At 64.1% G+C, this 20,982-nt stretch carries 22 protein-coding genes; 11 read left to right on the top strand and 11 right to left on the bottom strand.

The window, feature by feature from the left end; translation table 11 throughout:
• The first annotated feature begins 108 nt into the window (after positions 1–108).
• The 3 genes from rpe to trpE all read left to right on the top strand — a co-directional run bounded on the left by rpe (position 109) and on the right by trpE (position 3,147).
• Positions 109–783, top strand: a complete 675-nt coding sequence (gene rpe, locus ABZO33_RS12995) for a ribulose-phosphate 3-epimerase (protein WP_102685224.1) — start codon at positions 109–111, stop codon at positions 781–783.
• Positions 780–1,598, top strand: a complete 819-nt coding sequence (locus ABZO33_RS12990; protein WP_023630656.1) for a phosphoglycolate phosphatase — start codon at positions 780–782, stop codon at positions 1,596–1,598. Before rpe ends, ABZO33_RS12990 begins: the two co-directional genes overlap by 4 nt.
• 70 nt (positions 1,599–1,668) lie before the next feature.
• Entirely contained in the window at positions 1,669–3,147 is a 1,479-nt protein-coding gene (trpE, locus tag ABZO33_RS12985) for an anthranilate synthase component I (protein ID WP_414536364.1), read from the top strand.
• A 33-nt stretch (positions 3,148–3,180) separates the two neighbouring features.
• On the opposite strand, the gene estP is transcribed toward trpE, so the two are convergent.
• A complete protein-coding gene (gene estP, locus ABZO33_RS12980; protein WP_414536363.1) occupies positions 3,181–5,082 on the bottom strand; it encodes an esterase EstP in 1,902 nt (633 codons plus the stop codon).
• A gap of 373 nt (positions 5,083–5,455) precedes the next feature.
• On the opposite strand from estP, the gene ABZO33_RS12975 reads away from it, so the two are divergent.
• The 4 genes from ABZO33_RS12975 (at position 5,456) to ABZO33_RS12960 (ending at position 8,769) form a co-directional block, all read left to right on the top strand.
• Positions 5,456–6,049, top strand: coding sequence for an aminodeoxychorismate/anthranilate synthase component II (locus ABZO33_RS12975; protein WP_414536362.1), 594 nt, complete (start codon positions 5,456–5,458; stop codon positions 6,047–6,049).
• A 9-nt stretch (positions 6,050–6,058) separates the two neighbouring features.
• Positions 6,059–7,108 carry an anthranilate phosphoribosyltransferase gene (gene trpD, locus ABZO33_RS12970; protein ID WP_414536361.1) on the top strand — a complete coding sequence of 350 codons (1,050 nt, stop codon included), beginning with the start codon at positions 6,059–6,061 and terminating at the stop codon, positions 7,106–7,108.
• On the top strand, positions 7,105–7,938 hold the full coding sequence (gene trpC / locus ABZO33_RS12965; protein ID WP_414536360.1) for an indole-3-glycerol phosphate synthase TrpC: 834 nt from the start codon (positions 7,105–7,107) through the stop codon (positions 7,936–7,938). The genes trpD and trpC overlap by 4 nt, the downstream gene beginning before the upstream one ends.
• Positions 7,939–8,064: 126 nt before the next feature.
• Entirely contained in the window at positions 8,065–8,769 is a 705-nt protein-coding gene (locus ABZO33_RS12960) for a biotin/lipoate A/B protein ligase family protein (RefSeq protein ID WP_414536359.1), read from the top strand.
• Positions 8,770–8,921: 152 nt separating this feature from the next.
• On the opposite strand, the gene crp is transcribed toward ABZO33_RS12960, so the two are convergent.
• The gene (gene crp / locus ABZO33_RS12955) at positions 8,922–9,566 is read right to left on the bottom strand and encodes a cAMP-activated global transcriptional regulator CRP (RefSeq protein WP_414536358.1); all 645 of its coding nucleotides are present in this window, start codon (positions 9,564–9,566) and stop codon (positions 8,922–8,924) included.
• A 189-nt stretch (positions 9,567–9,755) separates the two neighbouring features.
• On the opposite strand from crp, the gene ABZO33_RS12950 reads away from it, so the two are divergent.
• Positions 9,756–10,178, top strand: coding sequence for an OsmC family protein (locus tag ABZO33_RS12950; RefSeq protein WP_023532673.1), 423 nt, complete (start codon positions 9,756–9,758; stop codon positions 10,176–10,178).
• A gap of 20 nt (positions 10,179–10,198) precedes the next feature.
• On the opposite strand, the gene ABZO33_RS12945 is transcribed toward ABZO33_RS12950, so the two are convergent.
• From ABZO33_RS12945 to hemJ, 7 genes are all read right to left on the bottom strand, one after another.
• A complete protein-coding gene (locus ABZO33_RS12945) occupies positions 10,199–10,612 on the bottom strand; it encodes a hypothetical protein (RefSeq protein WP_414536357.1) in 414 nt (137 codons plus the stop codon).
• Between the two features lie 14 nt (positions 10,613–10,626).
• The gene (locus ABZO33_RS12940) at positions 10,627–11,664 is read right to left on the bottom strand and encodes a DUF2157 domain-containing protein (protein WP_414536356.1); all 1,038 of its coding nucleotides are present in this window, start codon (positions 11,662–11,664) and stop codon (positions 10,627–10,629) included.
• Between the two features lie 10 nt (positions 11,665–11,674).
• Positions 11,675–12,322 carry a 2-polyprenyl-3-methyl-6-methoxy-1,4-benzoquinone monooxygenase gene (gene coq7, locus ABZO33_RS12935; RefSeq protein WP_330104992.1) on the bottom strand — a complete coding sequence of 216 codons (648 nt, stop codon included), beginning with the start codon at positions 12,320–12,322 and terminating at the stop codon, positions 11,675–11,677.
• A gap of 66 nt (positions 12,323–12,388) precedes the next feature.
• On the bottom strand, positions 12,389–12,727 hold the full coding sequence (locus ABZO33_RS12930) for a histidine triad nucleotide-binding protein (protein WP_011531867.1): 339 nt from the start codon (positions 12,725–12,727) through the stop codon (positions 12,389–12,391).
• 64 nt (positions 12,728–12,791) lie between these two features.
• Positions 12,792–13,574, bottom strand: coding sequence for an SDR family NAD(P)-dependent oxidoreductase (locus tag ABZO33_RS12925; protein ID WP_414536355.1), 783 nt, complete (start codon positions 13,572–13,574; stop codon positions 12,792–12,794).
• A 51-nt stretch (positions 13,575–13,625) separates the two neighbouring features.
• The gene (locus ABZO33_RS12920; protein WP_414536354.1) at positions 13,626–14,582 is read right to left on the bottom strand and encodes an NAD(P)H-dependent flavin oxidoreductase; all 957 of its coding nucleotides are present in this window, start codon (positions 14,580–14,582) and stop codon (positions 13,626–13,628) included.
• Between the two features lie 30 nt (positions 14,583–14,612).
• On the bottom strand, positions 14,613–15,038 hold the full coding sequence (hemJ, locus tag ABZO33_RS12915) for a protoporphyrinogen oxidase HemJ (protein WP_028689002.1): 426 nt from the start codon (positions 15,036–15,038) through the stop codon (positions 14,613–14,615).
• Between the two features lie 140 nt (positions 15,039–15,178).
• Here hemJ and argC point away from each other — a divergent pair, with 140 nt between their 5' ends.
• Positions 15,179–16,213, top strand: coding sequence for an N-acetyl-gamma-glutamyl-phosphate reductase (gene argC, locus ABZO33_RS12910; RefSeq protein ID WP_028689001.1), 1,035 nt, complete (start codon positions 15,179–15,181; stop codon positions 16,211–16,213).
• Between the two features lie 145 nt (positions 16,214–16,358).
• Positions 16,359–16,709, top strand: a complete 351-nt coding sequence (gene erpA, locus ABZO33_RS12905) for an iron-sulfur cluster insertion protein ErpA (protein WP_050703544.1) — start codon at positions 16,359–16,361, stop codon at positions 16,707–16,709.
• A gap of 46 nt (positions 16,710–16,755) precedes the next feature.
• On the opposite strand, the gene ABZO33_RS12900 is transcribed toward erpA, so the two are convergent.
• Together ABZO33_RS12900 and ABZO33_RS12895 are read right to left on the bottom strand one after the other, a co-directional pair.
• Positions 16,756–17,847 (bottom strand): anhydro-N-acetylmuramic acid kinase, encoded by a 1,092-nt coding sequence (locus ABZO33_RS12900; RefSeq protein ID WP_414536353.1) that lies wholly within the window; start codon positions 17,845–17,847, stop codon positions 16,756–16,758.
• Positions 17,848–17,851: 4 nt separating this feature from the next.
• On the bottom strand, positions 17,852–19,267 hold the full coding sequence (locus ABZO33_RS12895; RefSeq protein ID WP_414536352.1) for a peptidoglycan DD-metalloendopeptidase family protein: 1,416 nt from the start codon (positions 19,265–19,267) through the stop codon (positions 17,852–17,854).
• Positions 19,268–19,480: 213 nt separating this feature from the next.
• On the opposite strand from ABZO33_RS12895, the gene tyrS reads away from it, so the two are divergent.
• A complete protein-coding gene (tyrS, locus tag ABZO33_RS12890) occupies positions 19,481–20,680 on the top strand; it encodes a tyrosine--tRNA ligase (RefSeq protein WP_414536351.1) in 1,200 nt (399 codons plus the stop codon).
• Positions 20,681–20,982 lie beyond the last annotated feature (302 nt).

Raw genomic sequence — 20,982 nt, 5'->3', positions numbered from 1 at the left:
ACGCCATCCGTTCGACCATCTGCTGCGCCGGCGTTGATACCAATCAGCCCCGATCCGTTTCCCTGAGTTACAATGCGCGCCACCGTGATTCTGCCCAACAGGTGCGCCATGCAGCCCTACGCTATTGCCCCCTCCATTCTGTCCGCCGATTTCGCCCGCCTGGGCGAGGACGTCGACAAGGTCCTGGCCGCCGGGGCCGACATCGTCCACTTCGATGTCATGGACAACCACTACGTGCCCAACCTGACCATCGGCCCGATGGTCTGCAGCGCCCTGCGCAAGTACGGCGTGACCGCGCCCATCGACGTGCACCTGATGGTCAGCCCGGTCGACCGCATCATCGGCGACTTCATCGAAGCCGGCGCCACCTACATCACCTTCCACCCGGAAGCCACGCAGCACATCGACCGTTCGCTGCAACTGATCAAGGACGGCGGCTGCAAGGCCGGCCTGGTGTTCAACCCGGCTACTAGCCTGGATGCGCTGAAGTATGTGATGGACAAGATCGACATGGTCCTGCTGATGAGTGTCAACCCAGGCTTCGGCGGGCAGAAGTTCATCCCCGGCACCCTCGACAAGCTGCGCGAGGCCCGCGCCCTGATCGACGCCAGCGGCCGCGATATTCGCCTGGAGATCGATGGTGGCGTAAACGTCAACAACATCCGCGAGATCACCGCCGCCGGCGCTGACACCTTCGTCGCCGGCTCGGCGATCTTCAATGCCCCGGACTACAAGGAAGTCATCGACAAGATGCGTGCTGAAATGGCGCTGGCACGCGCATGAGCGGCTTCGAGCAGCTGTTCCCGGGGACACTGCCCAGGCTGGTGATGTTCGATCTGGATGGCACCCTGATCGATTCAGTACCCGACCTGGCCGCAGCCGTCGACCGCACGCTGCTCGAACTCGGGCGACCGCCTGCAGGCCTGGAGGCCGTGCGCCACTGGGTCGGCAACGGCGCCCAGGTGCTGGTGCGCCGGGCCCTGGCCGGCGGTATCGATCACGCCGCGGTGGATGACGAGCTGGCCGAGCGCGCGCTGGCGCTGTTCATGGAGGCCTATGCCGACAACCATGAACTCACCGTGGTCTACCCCGGCGTGCGCGACACCCTGCGCTGGTTGCGCAAGCAGGGTGTGGAAATGGCGCTGATCACCAACAAGCCCGAGCGCTTCGTTGCCCCTTTGCTCGACCAGATGAAGATCGGGCGCTACTTCCGCTGGATCATCGGCGGCGACACCCTGCCACAGAAGAAACCCGATCCGGCAGCACTGCTGTTTGTCATGAAAATGGCCGGCGTCAGCGCCGAGCAGGCGCTGTTCGTCGGCGACTCGCGCAGCGATGTGCTGGCCGCCAAGGCCGCGGGGGTGCAGTGCGTCGGCCTGAGCTATGGCTACAACCATGGCCGCCCCATCGACGAGGAGTCGCCCAGCCTGGTGCTCAGCGACCTGCGCCTGCTGCTGCCCGGTTGCTTAGTCACCGACACTGGGATAACGTTGGCGGACCTTCAAGCCCCGCAAAGCAGAGACAACGACGTGGTGGTTACTGGCAAATTCTGGATGAAAGTCATCAAGGCCCTGGCCCGCTGGCGCTGGCGCGCCTGACTCCCGCCCGCCGGCGCCTGCCGGTACATCCGTTTGCCCGACCCCATTGCTGCTTGCCCCGAGGCTACACATGACCCGCGAAGAATTCCTGCGCCTGGCTGCTGCCGGCTACAACCGCATCCCCCTGGCCTGCGAAACCCTGGCTGACTTCGACACGCCGCTGTCGATCTACCTGAAACTGGCTGACCAGCCCAACTCCTACCTGCTCGAGTCCGTGCAAGGTGGCGAGAAATGGGGCCGCTACTCGATGATCGGCTTGCCGTCGCGCACCGTCATGCGTGTGCATGGCTACCATGTAATCATCCTGCAGGATGGGGTCGAGGTGGAAAGCCACGACGTCGAAGACCCGTTGGCTTTCGTAGAGGCGTTCAAGGACCGTTACAAGGTCGCTGATATCCCAGGCTTGCCGCGCTTCAACGGTGGCCTGGTCGGTTACTTCGGCTACGACTGCGTGCGCTATGTGGAAAAACGCCTGGGCGCCAGCCCGAACCCCGATCCGCTGGGTGTGCCGGATATCCTGCTGATGGTCTCCGACGCGGTGGTGGTGTTCGACAACCTGGCCGGCAAGATGCATGCGATCGTGCTGGTCGATCCGGCCGAAGAACAAGCGTTCGAGCAGGGCCAGGCCCGCTTGCAAGGTTTGCTGGACACCCTCCGTCAGCCGATCACCCCGCGCCGCGGCCTGGACTTGAGCGGGCCGCAGGCGGCCGAGCCCGAGTTCCGCTCCAGCTACACCCGTGACGACTACGAAAGCGCGGTGGGCCGGATCAAGGAATACATCCTGGCCGGCGACTGCATGCAGGTGGTGCCATCCCAGCGCATGTCCATCGACTTCAAGGCCGCGCCCATCGACCTTTACCGGGCGCTGCGTTGCTTCAACCCCACGCCGTACATGTACTTCTTCAATTTCGGCGACTTCCATGTGGTCGGCAGCTCGCCGGAAGTGCTGGTGCGGGTCGAAGACAACCTGGTGACCGTGCGCCCGATCGCCGGTACCCGCCCGCGTGGCGCCACCGAAGAAGCCGACCGGGCCCTGGAAGACGACCTGCTGTCGGATGACAAGGAAATCGCCGAGCACCTGATGCTGATCGACCTGGGTCGCAACGACGTGGGCCGTGTATCGTCCACCGGCAGTGTGCGCCTGACCGAGAAGATGGTGATCGAGCGTTACTCGAACGTCATGCACATCGTGTCCAACGTCACTGGTCAGCTGCGGGAAGGCCTGACCGCCATGGACGCACTACGGGCGATCCTGCCGGCCGGCACCCTGTCGGGTGCGCCGAAGATCCGCGCGATGGAAATCATTGACGAGCTCGAACCGGTCAAGCGCGGTGTCTACGGTGGTGCGGTGGGCTATTTTGCCTGGAACGGCAACATGGATACCGCCATCGCCATCCGCACCGCGGTGATCAAGGACGGCGAACTGCATGTGCAGGCCGGTGGCGGCATTGTCGCCGACTCGGTGCCGGCGCTGGAATGGGAAGAGACCATCAACAAGCGTCGGGCGATGTTCCGCGCGGTGGCGTTGGCCGAGCAAACCTCCAAGTAAATTGATCGGGGCCGCAACGCGGCCCCCGACAACTCAGAAGTTCAGGCTCAGCGCCACGCTCACTCCCTGCTGGCGCAACTCATCGCTCTTGCGCCAGTTGTAGTTCCCCCGCAGGTTCAGCCCCGGCACCAGTTCATGGCTCACCCCCAGGCTGGCCCGCGTCAGGTTGCTGTGCGGTGTGTAGCCGGTGAGGGTGAAGTCGTTTGCTGGCAGGCTGGTCAGGTGCATGCGCAAGTCCTGCTGGTCATCCTCGAACTCATGCTCGCGGGCCACCTCGGCAAATAGCTTCGTCGTCGGCAGCACCTGCACGCTCCCCAGCAGGCCGGCTCCGAGCCGGCGTGATGTACGTTCCTGGTCGTCGAAACCGAGTGCCGTGGAACGGCCGCTCTTCTCGTCGTAGCCATCGACCTTGACCCGCGCATAGTCGGCACTGATGAACGGCGCCAGTTGCCAGTGGCTGCTCTCGGGCGCCAGGTTGTAGCCCACCCGGCCGGTGACGGCCCAGGCCTCGCCATCGCTGTCGCCTTTCTCGCTGCGGTCGTTCACGCCCAGGGCGAAGGTGCGCTTGAGGTCGCGGTAGTCCAGGTGCCCAGCGGTCAATGCCGCGTCGGCCCACCAGCGATCCTGGCGGAACTGGGCGAAGGCGCTGGCCAGGTAGCTGTCGAGCTTGTAGTCCGAGTCATCCTGGCCCGCCTCGAGCTTTTGCCGGTACACACCGGCCGCCAGCCCCACGCGCCAGGCGTCGTCGAGCCGGTAGCTGCCGCCGAGGGTCAGGTTGTAGCCGCGCCCGTCACCACTGGCGGCGCTGCGCTGGCTGCCGAAGTCCAGGTCCTGTGCGCCGGTGGCGACGAAGGCCTGCCATTGACCGACGGCCTGCCAGGGTGTCTGCCACTGATTGCGCAGTTCATCCTGGTGGGCGCGGATACTGGCGTGGGCGATTTCCGGGAGCAGGGTCAGCTCCCACGGCGCGGCCAGGATCGAATAGGCATAGTCGGCGATCAACTGCTGGCCGGCGATGGTCGGGTGCACCGAGTCGTTGAACAGCAGCCGGGTCGGGTCCGGGGTAGTGCCGTTCTCCCCGTAGACCGGGTTGCCCACGCAGCCGTCGCCGCTGTAGCAGGTACCGACCAGGTTCTGGTCGGCGGCCAGGCCGAACTGGGCAGGGCTGGCGAGGGCCTCCTGCAGCAAGGTGGGGATGTTGAGCGGGATGATCTCGGCGTCGATCTGCCCGAGCTGGCTGACCAGCGACTGGTTGAACACGCTGGACAGTTGCGACAGCGGCCCTTGCTGGGGCGTGCCGCTGAAGTTCGGTGTCTGTCCCAGGTCTGGCAGCAGCCAGACCATGATGTAGCGCGCTCCGCCCTGTTGCAGCGCCTGAGCGCTGGCCGCCAGGCGGGCGCCAGCTGCGGCCGCGGTGGCGGGGCTGTTGACCAGGCCCTGGAGGAAGTCGTTGCCGCCACCGGTCAGGTAGTACAGGGCATTGGGGTCGGCGCGCAGGCCGTTGGCCAGGTAACCGTCACGCTCGCGCAGGACCACCCCCGCGCCTGGCCGCCCGGGCGGGATGACGGCTTTCGAAGTGTCGCTGATCGAGTCGAGGATCTGCTGGGTGGTGTAGCCGCCGACGGCCCAGTTGTTGCCGTCGGGCGTGCCTTGCAGCTGGTTGGTGAGTGATGTCGAGGGTCCCAGGGCCGTTCCCGAAAAGCCCAGCCTGCCCCCCAGGATCATCGGCGAGACGGGCGCGTAGTTGCCATCGGCATCGCGGTTGGTGAAGCGCATGCCTGGCGTGCCGCCGGTCAGGTCGGGAAACTGCCCGGCATCGCTGAGGCTGTCGCCAAAGACGATGAGCGATGAATAAGGGGAGGGGCCGGCCATCGCCTGGCTGCAAGCCAGGGCGAGGATGCCGAGGGCGGAGTACAGGAAGGGAGTCTTGCGCATGCATGGATATCCTTTTCGTTGTTTTTATCGAAGCAAGCCGCATGACCTTAGCAAATCGCCGGTCTTCGCCCACCATTGCATTGGTTTCCCCGTGTTTACGGGCGTATTGCGCCCGTCGCCCCGGTAGGCTACTGTGCCCTGACGTATGAACGAGACCTACCCCGTGTTGATCGTCAGCAAACTCTTGATGCGCGTTATCAAGGCCGTCGCCCGTTGGCGTTGGCGCGCCTGACTTTATCTCTTGCCGGCATGCCCGGCCCGCTCCTGTTTGCCTTCCCTTCGCTTTAACCGCCGCTCACCGCGGAATTTTCCCGCGCCCATGGCAGCAGGGAAGGCTCGAATCAAAAGTCAGTATTCAAGAGGTTCGCTCCAGATGTTACTGATGATCGACAATTACGACTCCTTCACCTACAACGTCGTGCAGTACCTCGGCGAGCTGGGTGCCGAGGTCAAGGTCATTCGCAATGACGAATTGACAATCGCCCAGATCGAAGCCCTGAACCCCGAGCGCATCGTCGTATCCCCGGGCCCCTGCACGCCGAGCGAGGCCGGTGTGTCCATCGAGGCCATCCTGCATTTTGCCGGCAAGCTGCCAATCCTCGGCGTGTGCCTCGGCCACCAGTCCATCGGCCAGGCCTATGGCGGTGACGTGGTGCGTGCCCGTCAGGTGATGCATGGCAAGACCAGCCCGGTGTTTCATCGTGACCTGGGAGTGTTCGCTGGCTTGAACAACCCGCTCACCGTGACCCGCTACCACTCGCTGGTGGTCAAGCGCGACACGTTGCCCGACTGCCTGGAAGTGACCGCCTGGACCGCGCATGAAGACGGCTCCGTCGACGAGATCATGGGCCTGCGTCATAAAACCCTGAACGTGGAGGGGGTACAGTTCCACCCTGAATCCATCCTCACCGAGCAGGGACACGAGCTGTTCGCCAACTTCCTCAAGCAGACCGGCGGACGCCGTTAAGGACCGATCATGGAAATCAAGACCGCTTTGAGCCGCATTGTCGGCCACCTGGACCTGTCTACCGAGGAAATGCGCGACGTCATGCGCCAGATCATGACCGGCCAGTGCAGCGAGGCGCAGATCGGCGCCTTCCTCATGGGCATGCGCATGAAGAGCGAGAGCATCGACGAGATCGTCGGCGCGGTGTCGGTGATGCGTGAGCTGGCCGACAAGGTCGAGCTCAAGACCCTCGACGGCGTGGTCGACATCGTCGGCACCGGGGGCGATGGTGCCAACATCTTCAACGTGTCCACCGCCTCGGCCTTCGTGCTGGCGGCTGCGGGCTGCACGGTGGCCAAGCACGGCAACCGCGCCGTTTCCGGCAAGAGCGGCAGCGCCGACCTGCTGGAAGCCGCCGGTATCTACCTGAACCTGACGCCGGTCCAGGTTGCCCGCTGCATCGACAGCCTCGGCATCGGCTTCATGTTCGCCCAGACCCACCACAGTGCCATGAAGCACGCGGCTGGCCCGCGTCGTGACCTGGGCCTGCGCACCCTGTTCAACATGCTCGGCCCGCTTACGAATCCGGCCGGTGTGAAGCACCAGGTGGTCGGCGTGTTCACCCAGGCCCTGTGCCGCCCATTGGCCGAAGTGCTGCACCGCATGGGCAGCAAGCATGTGCTGGTGGTGCACTCGAAGGACGGCCTGGACGAGTTCAGCCTGGCCGCGCCGACCTTCGTCGCCGAATTGAAAAATGACCAGATCACCGAGTACTGGGTCGAGCCGGAAGACCTCGGCATGAAGAGCCAGAGCCTCCATGGCCTGGCGGTCGAGGGCCCGCAGGCCTCGCTGGAACTGATCCGCGATGCCCTGGGCCGGCGCAAGACCGAGAACGGCCAGAAGGCCGCCGAGATGATCGTGCTCAACGCTGGCGCGGCGCTGTATGCCGCTGATCACGCGATGACCCTGGCCCAGGGTGTCGAGCTGGCCCACGATGTGCTGCACACCGGGCTGGCCTGGGAGAAACTGCAGGAGCTGGGCGCCTTTACCGCGGTATTCAAGGTGGAGAACGAAGCATGAGCGTACCGACGGTGCTGGAAAGGATCATCGCCCGCAAGTTCCAGGAAGTGGCCGAGCGCAGTGCGCGGGTCAGCCTGGGTGAACTGGAGCGCCTGGCCAAGGCGGCCGATGCCCCGCGTGGCTTTGCCAATGCCCTGATCGAGCAAGCCAAGCGCAAGCAGCCGGCGGTCATCGCCGAAATCAAGAAGGCTTCGCCGAGCAAGGGCGTGATCCGCGAAAACTTCGTGCCGGCTGAAATTGCCGTCAGCTACGAGAAGGGTGGCGCGACCTGCCTGTCGGTGCTGACCGACGTGGACTACTTCCAGGGCGCCGACGTCTACCTGCAGCAGGCGCGTGCCGCCGTTTCGCTGCCGGTGATCCGCAAGGACTTCATGGTCGATCCTTATCAGATCGTCGAGGCCCGCGCCCTGGGTGCCGACTGCGTGCTGTTGATCGTGTCAGCGCTGGACGACGTGAAAATGGCCGAGCTGGCGGCCACGGCCAAGGACGTCGGCCTCGACGTGCTGGTCGAAGTGCATGACGGCGATGAGCTGGAGCGTGCGTTGAAGACCCTCGACACACCGTTGGTCGGGGTCAACAACCGCAACCTGCATACCTTCGAAGTCAGCCTGGAGACTACCCTCGACCTGCTGCCGCGCATCCCCCGCGATCGCCTGGCCATCACCGAGAGCGGCATCCTCAACCGTGTCGATGTCGAGCTGATGGAAATCAACGAGGTGTACTCGTTCCTGGTTGGCGAGGCATTCATGCGCGCCGAGCAGCCGGGGCTGGAGCTGCAGCGGCTGTTCTTCCCCGAACAGGTGAAGAAGACCGTTCAGCAACTGGACTGATCGAACCGAAAGCCGGCGTTTTTGCCGGCTTTTTCGTATTCGAGGGCCTCATTGCGGCACCGTCCCAGCATGGGAGCGGGCTTGCCCCGCGATGAGGCCGGTAGACCTCACATCAAAGGTGGATCAATGACCGATCAACCCCTGGCCCTCACCGTCGAACAGGGCCTGCACGCCGAACAAGATCTGCTGGCCGCCGTTTGCCGCGGCGAGCGCGAATCCGGCGTGCTGTTCTGGCGCCCGACCGACCATGCCCTGGTAATGCCTCGGCGGATGAGCCGCCTGGACAACTTCGAGGCCGCCTGCGCCGAACTGGCGATTGCTGGTTGGCCGGTGTTGCTGCGTGAAACCGGTGGCGAGCCGGTGCCGCAATCCCACGCAACCGTGAACGTGGCACTGGTCTATGCCGCGCCGCGCAGCGAGGGTGACCACGGCCGCATCGAGAACGCCTACGAGCGTCTGTGCCTGCCGCTGTGCGATGTCCTGCGCGAATGGGGCGGTGTAGCCTCGGTAGGGGAGATCGACGGCGCCTTCTGCGATGGCCGCTACAACGTCAACCTCAATGGCCGCAAGCTGGTCGGCACGGCCCAGCGCTGGCGCCAGGGGCTGGGTGGCAAGCGCCCGGTGGTGCTGGTGCATGGCGCGCTGTTGCTGGACAACGAACGCGAATCGATGGTCGCGGCAGTCAACCGCTTCAATGAATGCTGCGCGCTGGACCAGCGTTGCCGCGCCGACAGCCATATCGCCCTGCACGAGGTGGCGCCTGCCGCTCCCTGGTTCGAGCGCCTGAGCCAGGCTTACGGGCAAGTGCTGGCAGCACTGCCGCAGGATTAGGGTCTGTATGAAATGTGTCTGCGCGAAGGCCAGACAAGGCGAAACGGGGGGAGGAACGGCCGGGGTCGCGCCCGACTGTACTGGAGTACATGAGCATTCCGAGCCCCGTTTCAACGTAGTATGGGCGAGTGCAGTTACATTTCGTACAGAGCCTAACGGGTGCCGTAGACCACCATGGTCTTGCCCTTGACCTGCACCAGGCTGCGCTCCTCGAGGTCCTTGAGGACGCGGCCGACCATCTCCCGCGAACAACCGACGATACGACCGATCTCCTGGCGGGTGATCTTGATCTGCATGCCATCGGGGTGGGTCATGGCGTCGGGTTGCTTGCACAGGTCGAGCAGGCAGCGGGCCACCCGTCCGGTGACATCGAAAAACGCCAGGTCGCCGACCTTGCGCGTGGTGTTGCGCAGGCGCTGGGCCATCTGGCTGCCCAGGGCGTAGAGGATGTCCGGCTCCAGGCGTACCAGTTCACGGAACTTGTCGTAACCGATCTCGGCCACTTCGCATTCGGTCTTGGCGCGCACCCAGGCGCTGCGCTGATGTTCCTGGCCAGCGGGTTCGAACAGCCCCAGCTCGCCGAAGAAATCGCCGCTGTTGAGGTAGGCGATGATCATCTCGTGGCCGTCGTCGTCCTCGATCAGGATGGTCACTGAACCCTTGATGATGAACGACAGGGTTTCAGCCCGGTCGCCGGCACAGATGATATTGCTCTTGGCGGCGTAGCGACGGCGTTGGCAATGGGCCAGCAGCTTGTCGATGTTCTTGATCTTGGGTGGCAGGGCTGAGGAGACCATCACGAAATCCTGTTCGATGCGACGCATTGGCTTTTTATAGAGGCGCCTGGCAGCATGCGCCAGTCATTTGGCGCCAGCTTATCAGACACTTCAACTTGAATCGGCACAAAAGCGACACGGCTTGAGCTTTTCCGACAGCCTCGCAAGGTCTAAGCTGACACCCTTTTACGAGATCGGGAGTCCGGATAGATGAAGGCACGCATCCAGTGGGCCGGTGAAGCGATGTTCCTCGGCGAATCGGGAAGTGGCCATGTGGTGGTCATGGACGGCCCACCTGAAGCCGGAGGCCGCAACCTGGGCGTGCGCCCGATGGAAATGCTCCTGCTGGGCCTCGGCGGCTGCAGCAGCTTCGACGTGGTCAGCATCCTCAAGAAATCCCGCCAGGCCGTGGAAAGCTGCGAAGCCTTCCTCGAAGCCGAGCGTGCCGGTGAAGACCCGAAGGTGTTCACCAAGATCCACATGAACTTTGTGGTCAAAGGGCGAGGGCTGAAAGAGGCACAGGTCAAGCGCGCAGTGGAACTGTCGGCCGAGAAGTACTGCTCGGCGTCGATCATGCTCGAGCGTGCCGGTGTGGAGATCACCCACGGTTACGAAATCGTCGAGCTCGGTTGAAAGCCCCTGGCGCCTGACTATCAGGCGCTTTGCTGGCGCAGGCGTTCCGCGACCAGCAGCAACACCAGCCCGGGGACCAGCGCGAGCAACAGCCACGGCGTATTCAAGCCGAGCAACATGAGGATTTCAAGGTTGCTCCAGGTGGTGCCGAAGTGCTCGGCAAACAGCGCGCACTGCAGCCACGCCGTGATTATGCCGGCCAATACGAACATGCCGACCAGCAACCGGCGGCTGACAACAAAGCCACCGAGCAGCAGGAACAGCAATTGCCCGGGTAATGTACCCAGCAACAGTTCGACGGTGCTGTTGCTTTCGGGGTCGGTGAGCGTTGGCAGTTCCAGGCTGAAAGGACCTTGCCCGACGCTGGCGAGCATCAGGCAGACGAACAGGTAGGCGACCAGGGCCAGCGCCAGGCTCTGCAGCAATCGGGTCATTGCCAATCGCACGATCAACGACGCAGCGCTGGCAGCCACTGCAACAGGCCGGCGGGCAATCTTGCTCGAAGCTGCTCGCTCATTGCCTCGCGGCGTTTCTGGTAGAGCACGCCCAAGGCGATCACACCCAGGCCGATCAAGCTGAGTACCACCGGGAACAACAGCGAATCGGCGAACACCTCGTAGGACAGATACCCCAGATAGGCCGCCACCCCCATCGCCCCGAACACCATGAACACGGGGCGACGCAGCAGGATGGCCAGGCCCATCAGCCCCAGGTTGATCAGGCAGCACAGCGCCTTGCCCCACTCGCTGCCGCTGTCCATCAGCGTCAGCCCGCCCCAGAACGCCGAAAGGCCGGCGAGATAGCCCCAGAAGGCGTAGTCTCGGCGGGTGCGTCCGTCGATCACCAGGAATACCAGCAGCAGGCCCAGGCCGAACCACAGCGAGACCGTGCGCCGTTGCTCCCAGCTGAACAGGTCGCCATGGAACCACTCGCTCAGGTCCATGGACATGAACCACAGGGCCACCGCGATCGGCATGACGATGAAAGGGAAGGGAATCAGGCGAAGCATCAGCAGCCCGGCCAGTACCGTCGCCGCCTCCATTGCCAACCAGCCACCCTGCACGTAGGTGTAGTACTGGTGGTAGTTGCCCTGGGCGTCGTCCAGCGGCCACCAGCCTGCCAGGCGCTCGATGGCGAACACCGCCAGCGGCACGATGCTGACCGCCACGGCGGCCAGCACGCCGGCGGCGACAGGCTGGTTGCGTCGTTGCAGCGACAGGGCGAACAAGGTGATCCCGGCGATGTAGAGCAGGGCGATGGCCAACAGTGCGCCGTCGCCGATGCGCATCCAGGCCTCGGTGAGCAGCCAGCCCATGGCCCCCATGATCAGGAGTGCGCCAAAGTAGAACGCCGCATGGGCTAGCTGGAAGCTGGCGCGGCTTTCCGGCTGCTGGCGCAGGAAGGCCAGCAAGGCCTGGTCCTGCCCCGGCTGCAGCACACCGGCGCTCACTGCGCGTGCCAGGTCCCTGGCGTCGAAACGTTCCATGCTGCGTGCCTCAGATCCGGTAGGTGCTCTTGGTCATGACCTTGGCCAGCAGGCTCATGCCAAAGCGCACGGGGGCCGGGAAACGGTAGCCGCCGGCTTCCAGCGCGGACTCGGCGTGGTGTTCCTCGTCGACGCGCATCTGTTCGAGGATGGCGCGGGACTTGCCGTCGTTCTCGGGGATCTGCTCCAGGTGTTCGTCCAGGTGCTTGCACACCTGATGCTCGGTGGCGGCGACGAAGCCCAGGCTGACCTTGTCGCTGACCAGCCCGGCGAGGGCGCCGATGCCGAACGACAGGCCGTAGAACACCGGATTGAGCACGCTGGGGTGGCTGTTCAGCTGACGAATGCGCTGCTCGCACCACGCCAGGTGGTCGATTTCTTCTTCCGCCGCATGCTCCATGGCCTTGCGCACCTGGGGCAGCTTGGCGGTCAGGGCCTGACCCTGGTACAGCGCCTGGGCGCAGACTTCGCCGGTGTGGTTGATGCGCATGAGGCCGGCGATATGGCGGGTCTGCTGCTCGTCGAGCTCAGCGTCCGGCTGGACGATGGCCGGCGAGGGGCGGGCGGGTTGGCCGCTGAAGGGCAGCAAGGTGCGCATGGCGGTATCGGCCTGCAGCAACAAGCGGTCGAGCGGCGAGTAGTGACGTTCGGTAGCCATCGGGCACCTCCGCTGAAGTGATGCCCGACAGTCTACCTCAATACCCTTGGACGGGCTTGCCTTGGATCAGCCCGGCGGCCAGTGCATCTGGCGCTGGCCAAGCACGTGCATGTGGATGTGGTAGACGGTCTGGCCGCCTTTCGGGTTGCAGTTCATGACCACGCGGAAGCCTTCCTCGCAACCCTGCTCGACGGCCAGGCGCTGGGCGGTGAACAGGATATGGCCGGCCAGGGCCTTGTCCTCTTCGGTCAGGTCGTTGAGGGTGCGGATGTGTTTTTTCGGAATGACCAGAAAATGCACAGGTGCCGCTGGGGCAATGTCCTTGAAGGCCAGGATCTGGTCATCTTCGTAGATGATATCCGCCGGGATTTCCCGGTTGATGATTTTGAGGAATAGATCGTCCACAGCACGTGCTCCATGGTGAGTGTCGGGGCTGAGTGTACTGAGCCCGACGCTGCTCGCCCAGTGGCTATTCCATGCCGACCGGGCAGTAGCGCCGATGGATAACGCCGGCCAGCTTGCGCGTCAGCCAGCGTGGCAGCAGGCGCGGCGCGAAGGCCAGCCAGCGGTTGCGCCTGCCGGGCAGGATCAGGGCGCGGTTCTTGTCCAGGGCGCGCACCGCATACAGGGCGATTTCCTCGGGGCTCAGGCAGCGGGTGTTGCCTTCCAGCCGGGGAATGCGACGTCTGGCTGAGCGCACCGGCCCAGGGCACAGCACCGAGACCTTGATCCCGGTGCGCTTCAGTTCTTCGCGCAATGCCTCGGAAAAACTCAGCACATAGGCCTTGCTGGCCGCGTAGGCAGCCATCCAGGGTCCGGGCGCGACGCCGGCAAGGCCCGCGACATTGAGGATCTGCCCGCCACCCTGGATCGCCATCAGGTTGCCGATGGCATGGCACAGGCGACTGAGCGCGAGGATGTTGACCTCGAGCAGGTCCTGCTCATCGGCCCATTCATGGGCCAGGAACGGTCCATAGGTGCGCTGCCCCGCGCAGTTCACCAACAGGTCGATGCGTCGCTCGCCTTCCTCCAGCTCGAGGACGAAGCCCGACAGGCGCAAGGGTTGGCTGAGGTCGCAGGCACGGAACAGTACTTCCACGCCAAAGCGTTGGGTGAGTTCGATGGCTACCGGCTCCAGCGTTTCGCGCTGGCGTGCCACCAGGATCAGGTTGCGCCCGCGCCGCGCCAGAGCCTCCGCCAGGGCCAGGCCCAGGCCGCTGGAAGCGCCGGTGATCATGGCGTAACGGGTCATGCAAGGCTCCTGGGGCGAAAGGGGCGCCTAGTGTACAGCGTGGCCGTTTTGCTACAAGGCGTTGCTGCGCAGCTGCTGGCTGCGTTCGAGGGCCGCCCGGTATTCCCCTTGCAAGCGCCCGATCAGGTCAGCGGTAGTGGGCAGGTCATGGATTTCGCCGACACCCTGGCCGGCCGACCAGACGGTCTTCCAGGCCTTGGCTTCCTCGTCCAGCGGCTTGAGCTTGCCGGTCTCGTGGCTGCTCTTGAGCGCGGCCAGGTCGTACCCGGCCTGCTCGAGGCTCTGGCGCAGGAAGCTGGCGGGGATACCGGACACCGCCGGGGTATGCACGATATCGGCCGCACCTGCGCCCAGGATCATCTGTTTGTAGGCGTCCTGGGCCTGGCTCTCGCGGGTGGCGATGAAGCGTGTGCCCATATAGCCCAGGTCCGCCCCCAGCAATCGCGCGGCCAGCAGTTCATGGCCATGGTTGAGGCAGCCGGCCAGTAGCAGGGTCTTGTCGAAGAACTGGCGGATCTCCGCAACCAGGGCGAACGGGCTCCAGGTGCCGGCATGGCCCCCGGCGCCGGCCGCCACGGCGATCAGCCCGTCGACACCTGCCTCTGCGGCCTTCTCGGCGTGGCGGCGGGTGGTCACGTCGTGGAACACCAGGCCGCCATAGCCGTGCACCGCATCGACCACCTCCTTCACTGCGCCAAGGCTGGTGATGACGATGGGGACCCGATGCTCGACGCACAGTGCAAGGTCGGCCTGCAGGCGCGGGTTGCTCGGGTGCACGATGAGATTGACCGCATAAGGAGCGGGCGCCTGCAGTTCGGCCAGCCCGGCCTCGATCTCCTCCAGCCAGGCCTTGAACCCCGCGCTGTCACGCTGGTTCAGCGCCGGGAAGCTGCCCACCACGCCATTGGCACAGCAGGCCAGTACCAGCCGGGGGTTGGAGATCAGGAACATCGGCGCCGCCACCAGGGGCAAGCGCAGGCGTTGTTCGAGCGAGGCGGGCAGGGACATGGCGAAACTCCTGTAGGCGGGTGGATATCGTCAGAACGGTTTGACCACCACGAGAATTACGACGCCCAGCAGCATCAGCACCGGAGCCTCGTTGAACCAGCGGTAGTACACATGGCTGCGGGTGTTGGTGCCGGCGGCGAAGCGTTTGCGCTGGGCGCCGCACATGTGATGGTAGACGGTGAGCAGTGCCACCAGGGTGAGCTTGGCGTGCAGCCAGCCCTGGCTCAGCCAGCCGGGGTTCAGGTACAGCATCCAGCCACCGAATACGTAGGTGGCGATCATCGCCGGGTTCATGATGCCCCGGTACAGTTTGCGCTCCATGGTGATGAAGCGTTCCAGGCTGATGCTGTCCTGGCTCTGGGCGTGATAGACGAACAGCCGTGGCAGGTAGAACAGGCCGGCGAACCAGCAGACCACGCTGACGATATGCAGCGCCTTGATCCATAGATAGAGCATGGGGAGTTCCTTCAGGTTTTCACGGTCGTCAGATAGTAGAGGCCAAGGGGCCGAAGGGTCATCCCAAGAGTTGTTACAGGCGCCCCGGCCCCCTATTATCGTGCGCTTTCCAGTGGTCTCGTTGATAAGGGGCAAGCGTCATGATCAAGGTCGGTATCGTCGGCGGCACGGGTTACACCGGTGTCGAACTGCTGCGTCTGCTGGCGCAGCACCCACAGGCCGAAGTGGCGGTCATTACTTCGCGATCCGAAGCGGGCGTGGCGGTTGCCGACATGTATCCGAACCTGCGCGGCCACTACGACGGCCTGGCATTCAGCGTGCCGGACAGCAAGGCCCTGGCGGCCTGCGACGTGGTGTTCTTCGCCACGCCCCACGGCGTCGCCCACGCCCTGGCGGGTGAGCTGCTGGCGGCAGGCACCAAGGTCATCGACCTGTCCGCCGACTTCCGCCTGCAGGACGCCGCTGAGTGGGGCAAGTGGTACGGCCAGCCCCATGGCGCGCCTGAGCTGCTCAAGGACGCCGTCTACGGTCTGCCCGAGGTGAACCGCGAGAAGATCCGCCAAGCCCGCCTGATTGCGGTGCCGGGTTGCTACCCGACCGCAACCCAGCTGGGTTTGCTGCCATTGCTGGAAGCCGGCCTGGCCGATCCATCGCGCCTGATCGCCGACTGCAAGTCGGGCGTCAGCGGTGCCGGGCGTGGCGCTGCTGTGGGCTCGCTGTTCTGCGAGGCTGGTGAAAGCATGAAGGCTTACGCGGTCAAGGGGCACCGTCACCTGCCGGAGATCAGCCAGGGCCTGCGCCAGGCAGCCGGCAAGGACATCGGCCTGACCTTCGTGCCGCACCTGACGCCGATGATCCGTGGCATTCATGCCACCCTGTACGCGACGGTCGCCGATACCTCGGTCGACCTGCAGGCGCTGTTCGAGAAGCGCTATGCCAATGAACCGTTCGTCGACGTGATGCCCGCTGGCAGCCACCCGGAAACCCGCAGCGTGCGCGGTGCCAACGTCTGCCGCATCGCCGTGCACCGGCCGCAGGGCGGTGACCTGGTGGTGGTGCTGTCGGTGATCGACAACCTGGTCAAGGGCGCGTCGGGCCAGGCGGTGCAGAACCTCAACATCCTGTTCGGCCTGGATGAACGCATGGGCCTGTCCCACGCGGGCCTGCTGCCGTAAGCCAGTGCATGTCGCCAAGGCCCGCCTCGCGCGGGCCTTTTTCATGGGGGCGACTAAAGCCGCACAATTCTTGACCGATTTTCTCGGACAAGCGGATAATACCCGCCATCGAGTTTTATGGCGGCACTGCGCCGGGAGAATCAACATGAGCGTCGAAACTTTCACCCCCACGGCTTTGGAGTTCACTCCCGGGGCTGCGCACAAGGTGAAAACCCTGGTCAGCGAAGAGGGCAACGAGCGGCTGAAGCTGCGTGTGTTCGTGACCGGTGGCGGCTGCTCGGGCTTCCAGTATGGTTTCACCTTTGATGAAGACGTGGCCGATGACGACACCATCGTCGAGCGCGAAGGCGTCGCGCTGGTCGTCGACCCGATGAGCTACCAGTACCTGGCCGGCGCTGAAGTCGATTACCAGGAAGGTCTGGAAGGTTCGCGCTTCGTGATCAAGAACCCGAACGCCACCACCACCTGCGGTTGCGGTTCGTCGTTCTCGATCTGATCGGGGCAGGTATGAAAACGCCGCGCATTTGCGCGGCGTTTTGCATTCAGGCGGGGTAGATCGCGCCGAGGATACGCAGGCCTCTGGCGGCGGTCACACTGGGCCGATTGGCGGGAATGCCTTCCAGGCAGCAATGGGCCAGCCAGGCGAAGGCCATGGCCTCCACCCAGTCGGGGTCCATGCCATGCGCGGCGGTGCTGGCAACCTTCGCCCCAGGCAGCAGGGCGGCCAGGCGAGCCATCAGGGCGCCGTTGCGGGCGCCACCACCGCAGACCAGCAGGGTTTCAGTCCCTGACTGAGCCTGGCGTAGCGAGTCGATGATGGTGTGGGCCGTCAGCTCCAGCAGCGTGGCTTGGACGTCTTCGTCGCGATAAGCGGGTAGCCGGGCAAGGTGGGCATCCAGCCACGGCAGGTTGAACACCTCGCGCCCGGTGCTCTTCGGGCCGCTGCCGGCGAAGAACGGATCGCTCAGCAGCGCGTTCAACAGGTCGTGCTGTACGCAGCCGCTGGCCGCCCAGGCGCCATTGGCATCAAAGGCCTGGCCTTGCTTGCGCTCGATCCAGGCATCCAGCAGCACATTGCCCGGCCCGCAGTCGAAGCCATGCACCGGTTGGTCCCGCTCGATCAGGCTGAGGTTGCTGAAACCGCCTACGTTGAGGATCGCCAGGCTGTGGCCAAGATGGCCGAACAAAGCTTCGTGAAATGCCGGTACCAGGGGGGCACCCTGGCCGCCTGCCGCCACGTCGCGGCGGCGGAAGTCGCCCACCACGCAAATGCCGGTGAGTTCGGCCAGCAGGGCCGGGTTGCCGATCTGCACGGTGAAGCCACGGGCCGGCTCATGGCGCACTGTCTGGCCATGGCTGCCGATGGCGCGGATGGCGCCGGGTGCCAGGCCCTGGGTGGCCAGCAGGTGATTGATGCCCTGGGCCGCCAGCGTGGCCCAGCGGTTCTCTGCCAGAGCGGCACGCGCGATCTCGTCGGGGCCGCTGGCGCAGAGGCCGAGCAGGTCCTGGCGCAGGTCGACGGGCATGGGGATGTAGTGGGTGGCGAGCAGCCGCAGCTGCTCGTCTTGCTCGATCAGGGCGATGTCCAGGCCATCGAGGCTGGTCCCGGACATCACCCCCAGGTAGAGCGCCATGGGCTCAGCGCTTGTTGGCTGCGAGCAGAGTGGCCTTTTCCTGATCCATACGGGCAATCAGGGGCTGGCTCTGCTGGTTGAAGCGCTGGCGCTCGGCCTTGGCAATCGGATCGGCCATCGGCACCTTCTGGCTCAGCGGGTCGACGTGCACGCCATTGACCTGGAACTCGTAGTGCAGGTGCGGGCCGGTCGACAGGCCGGTGGTGCCGATGTACCCGATTATCTGCCCCTGCTTGACGCTGGAGCCGGTCTTGACGCCCTTGGCGAAGCCCTGCATATGGCCATAGAGCGTCTTGTACGAGTTACCGTGGGCGATGATCACGGTGTTGCCGTAGCCGCCACGACGGCCGGCGAGCTCGATGCGACCGTCGCCTGCAGCCTTGATCGGCGTGCCGCGTGGCGCGGCGTAGTCCACGCCCTTGTGCGCACGGATCTTGTTGAGGATCGGGTGCTTGCGGCCGGCGGAGAAGCGCGAACTGATGCGGGCGAAGTCCACCGGGGTGCGGATGAACGCCTTGCGCAGGCTGTTGCCGTCAGCGGTGTAGTAGTTGGTGTTGCCCTGCTTGTTGGTATAGCGCACGGCGGTGTAGGTCTTGCCGCGGTTGGTGAAACGGGCGGAGAGGATGTTGCCGGTGCCGACCACCTTGCCGTCCATCATCTTCTGCTCGTAGACCACGTCGAATTCGTCGCCAGGGCGGATGTCCTGGGCGAAATCGATGTCGTAGCCGAGGATGCGCGCCATGTCCATGGTCATGCTGTGGGACAGGCCGGCGCGCTGGGCCGAGGCGGACAGCGAGCTCTTGATCACGCCATGGGCGTAGGCGGTGCGCACCACCGGCTTGCTGACCTCGCGCTCGAAGGCGAAGCCCTTGTCGGTGCGGTTCAGGCGGATGGTCTCGAGGTTGCTGACCTTGCTGTGCAGGCTTGCCAGCTGGCCGTCCTTGTCCAGTTCGAATTGCAGCACCTGGCCATGCTTGAGCTGGCTGAACTGCTTGGCCTGCTTGTTGCTGGCCAGCACGTCGTGAACGACGTTGGCAGGCAGGCCGACCTTGTTGAACAAGGTCGAGAGCGTATCACCGCGGCTGACGACTACTTCGCGGTGACCCGGGGCCTTGTCCTCCGGTTTGGCCGCAGGGGCTGGCGCGGGTTCCGCCTTGGCGGTTTCGGGTTCTGCACCTTCGATCTGGGCGAAGGGCGAGTCGCTGTTCTGCTCGGCCTGTACCAGCGGGGCGCCGCGGGACTCGTCCTTGAGCTGTTCGGCCGGGCTTTCCAGCTCCAGGCTGAGGGTGGTTTTCTTGGCTTCCACTTCGCTGGAGGGGAACACCAGCAAAGCCAGACTGAGAAGGGCGGCGATGCCGCTGGCGGCCAACAGATGGCTTTTCGGATAAAGCGGGGGCGCTTTAGGCGTTTCGTTGGTCATAGATAAGGTGACTTTGAAAAAGGTGAAATGGAAAAGATGAATGACATGATGAAGATGAAATAACTGTATAAAATATAACCAAATCCATTCTCGCGCAAGGGCGCGTAGACGTTGCGGTGCGCCGTTCGGGTCACAATCCGTTGCGAAACTTGTATTTGATGGCCGATCTTGTATGGTTGGCTCCCCTTGAATCCTAGCGTTGCGGGTCTGTCTATGAAGTCGGTTGAAGAGCAGCTGGCGCTTATCAAGCGCGGTGCGGAAGAGGTATTGGTCGAGTCGGAACTGGTGGAGAAGCTCAAGCGCGGCCAACCGCTGCGCATCAAGGCGGGCTTCGATCCAACCGCGCCTGACCTGCACCTGGGGCACACGGTGCTGATCAACAAGCTGCGCCAGTTCCAGGAACTGGGGCATCAAGTCATCTTCCTGATCGGCGACTTCACCGGCATGATCGGCGACCCGAGCGGCAAGAGCGCCACCCGTCCACCGCTGACCCGCGAGCAGGTGCTGGACAACGCCGAGACCTATAAGCAGCAGGTCTTCAAGATCCTCGACCCGGCGAAGACCGAGGTGGCGTTCAACTCCACCTGGATGGACACGCTCACGCCTGCCGACTTCATTCGCCTGGCCTCGCAGTACACCGTGGCGCGCATGCTCGAGCGCGACGACTTCGACAAGCGCTACACCACCAACCAGCCGATCGCCATCCATGAGTTCCTCTATCCGCTGGTGCAGGGTTACGACTCCGTCGCCTTGAAGGCCGATGTCGAGCTGGGTGGCACCGACCAGAAGTTCAACCTGCTGATGGGGCGTGAGCTGCAGCGCGCCTATGGTCAGGAGGCGCAGAACATCGTCACCATGCCGCTGCTTGAAGGGCTGGATGGCGTGAAGAAGATGTCCAAGTCGCTGGGCAATTATGTCGGCATCCAGGAAGCACCTGGGGTGATGTACAGCAAGCTTGTGTCGATTCCCGACACCTTGATGTGGCGCTACTTCGAGCTGCTGAGCTTCCGTTCAATGGAAGAGATCGATCAGTTCCGCGCGGATGTCGAGAGCGGTGCCAATCCGCGCGATATCAAGATCAAGCTGGCCGAGGAAATCGTGGCGCGCTTCCATGGTGAAGAGGCTGCGGCCAATGCGCACCGTGCTGCGGGTAACCGCATGAAGGAAGGCGAGCTGCCGGAAGACCTGCCGGAGATCGAAGTGGCCGCTGCTGAAGATCTGCCGATCGCCGCCGTGCTGAACCGGGCTGGCCTGGTGAAGAACTCGGCGCAGGCGCGGGATCTGCTCGGCGCAGGCGCGGTCAAGGTGGATGGTGAGGTGGTCGATCGTGACTTCATGTTTGTGATTGGCGCGACCCACGTATGCCAGGCGGGCAAGAAGGCGTTCGCCCGGGTTAGTCTCAAGGCTGAGTAATTGGCTTGTGGTGTAGCTATATAGAAGCGGGGAGGCCGGTAGGCCTCCCCGCTTTTGTTTTAGCGCTGCTTATATAGGTGGCGGGGTTAGGTGTCGGGGTGGCGGGGTATCGGCAAGCACCTGACGCGATCTTTTTGATTTTTATGAAATTAGCGGTTGACGCCCTCTCAGATCCCCTTATAATGCGCCCCACTTCCAGCGACATCGGAACGAAAAACTCCTTGAATATCAATGAGTTGATTGTTTAAGAGGGTTGCGGAGGTGCTTCGGTCTTACGATCGGCAGCGGTGAAAAAGGCAGTT

The sequence above is a fragment of the Pseudomonas sp. CAM1A genome (assembly GCF_047501685.1).
Lineage (GTDB): Bacteria > Pseudomonadota > Gammaproteobacteria > Pseudomonadales > Pseudomonadaceae > Aquipseudomonas.
Note: the sequence above shows the minus strand (reverse complement) of the source record. Positions and strands in the feature narration are given on the sequence as shown.

Coding starts and splice junctions, on each gene's coding strand:
- rpe (WP_102685224.1), top strand. CDS start 109: ATGCAGCCCTACGCTATTGCCCCCTCCATTCTGTCCGCCGATTTCGCC.
- ABZO33_RS12990 (WP_023630656.1), top strand. CDS start 780: ATGAGCGGCTTCGAGCAGCTGTTCCCGGGGACACTGCCCAGGCTGGTG.
- trpE (WP_414536364.1), top strand. CDS start 1,669: ATGACCCGCGAAGAATTCCTGCGCCTGGCTGCTGCCGGCTACAACCGC.
- estP (WP_414536363.1), bottom strand. CDS start 5,082: ATGCGCAAGACTCCCTTCCTGTACTCCGCCCTCGGCATCCTCGCCCTG.
- ABZO33_RS12975 (WP_414536362.1), top strand. CDS start 5,456: ATGTTACTGATGATCGACAATTACGACTCCTTCACCTACAACGTCGTG.
- trpD (WP_414536361.1), top strand. CDS start 6,059: ATGGAAATCAAGACCGCTTTGAGCCGCATTGTCGGCCACCTGGACCTG.
- trpC (WP_414536360.1), top strand. CDS start 7,105: ATGAGCGTACCGACGGTGCTGGAAAGGATCATCGCCCGCAAGTTCCAG.
- ABZO33_RS12960 (WP_414536359.1), top strand. CDS start 8,065: ATGACCGATCAACCCCTGGCCCTCACCGTCGAACAGGGCCTGCACGCC.
- crp (WP_414536358.1), bottom strand. CDS start 9,566: ATGGTCTCCTCAGCCCTGCCACCCAAGATCAAGAACATCGACAAGCTG.
- ABZO33_RS12950 (WP_023532673.1), top strand. CDS start 9,756: ATGAAGGCACGCATCCAGTGGGCCGGTGAAGCGATGTTCCTCGGCGAA.
- ABZO33_RS12945 (WP_414536357.1), bottom strand. CDS start 10,612: ATGACCCGATTGCTGCAGAGCCTGGCGCTGGCCCTGGTCGCCTACCTG.
- ABZO33_RS12940 (WP_414536356.1), bottom strand. CDS start 11,664: ATGGAACGTTTCGACGCCAGGGACCTGGCACGCGCAGTGAGCGCCGGT.
- coq7 (WP_330104992.1), bottom strand. CDS start 12,322: ATGGCTACCGAACGTCACTACTCGCCGCTCGACCGCTTGTTGCTGCAG.
- ABZO33_RS12925 (WP_414536355.1), bottom strand. CDS start 13,574: ATGACCCGTTACGCCATGATCACCGGCGCTTCCAGCGGCCTGGGCCTG.
- ABZO33_RS12920 (WP_414536354.1), bottom strand. CDS start 14,582: ATGTCCCTGCCCGCCTCGCTCGAACAACGCCTGCGCTTGCCCCTGGTG.
- hemJ (WP_028689002.1), bottom strand. CDS start 15,038: ATGCTCTATCTATGGATCAAGGCGCTGCATATCGTCAGCGTGGTCTGC.
- argC (WP_028689001.1), top strand. CDS start 15,179: ATGATCAAGGTCGGTATCGTCGGCGGCACGGGTTACACCGGTGTCGAA.
- erpA (WP_050703544.1), top strand. CDS start 16,359: ATGAGCGTCGAAACTTTCACCCCCACGGCTTTGGAGTTCACTCCCGGG.
- ABZO33_RS12900 (WP_414536353.1), bottom strand. CDS start 17,847: ATGGCGCTCTACCTGGGGGTGATGTCCGGGACCAGCCTCGATGGCCTG.
- ABZO33_RS12895 (WP_414536352.1), bottom strand. CDS start 19,267: ATGACCAACGAAACGCCTAAAGCGCCCCCGCTTTATCCGAAAAGCCAT.
- tyrS (WP_414536351.1), top strand. CDS start 19,481: ATGAAGTCGGTTGAAGAGCAGCTGGCGCTTATCAAGCGCGGTGCGGAA.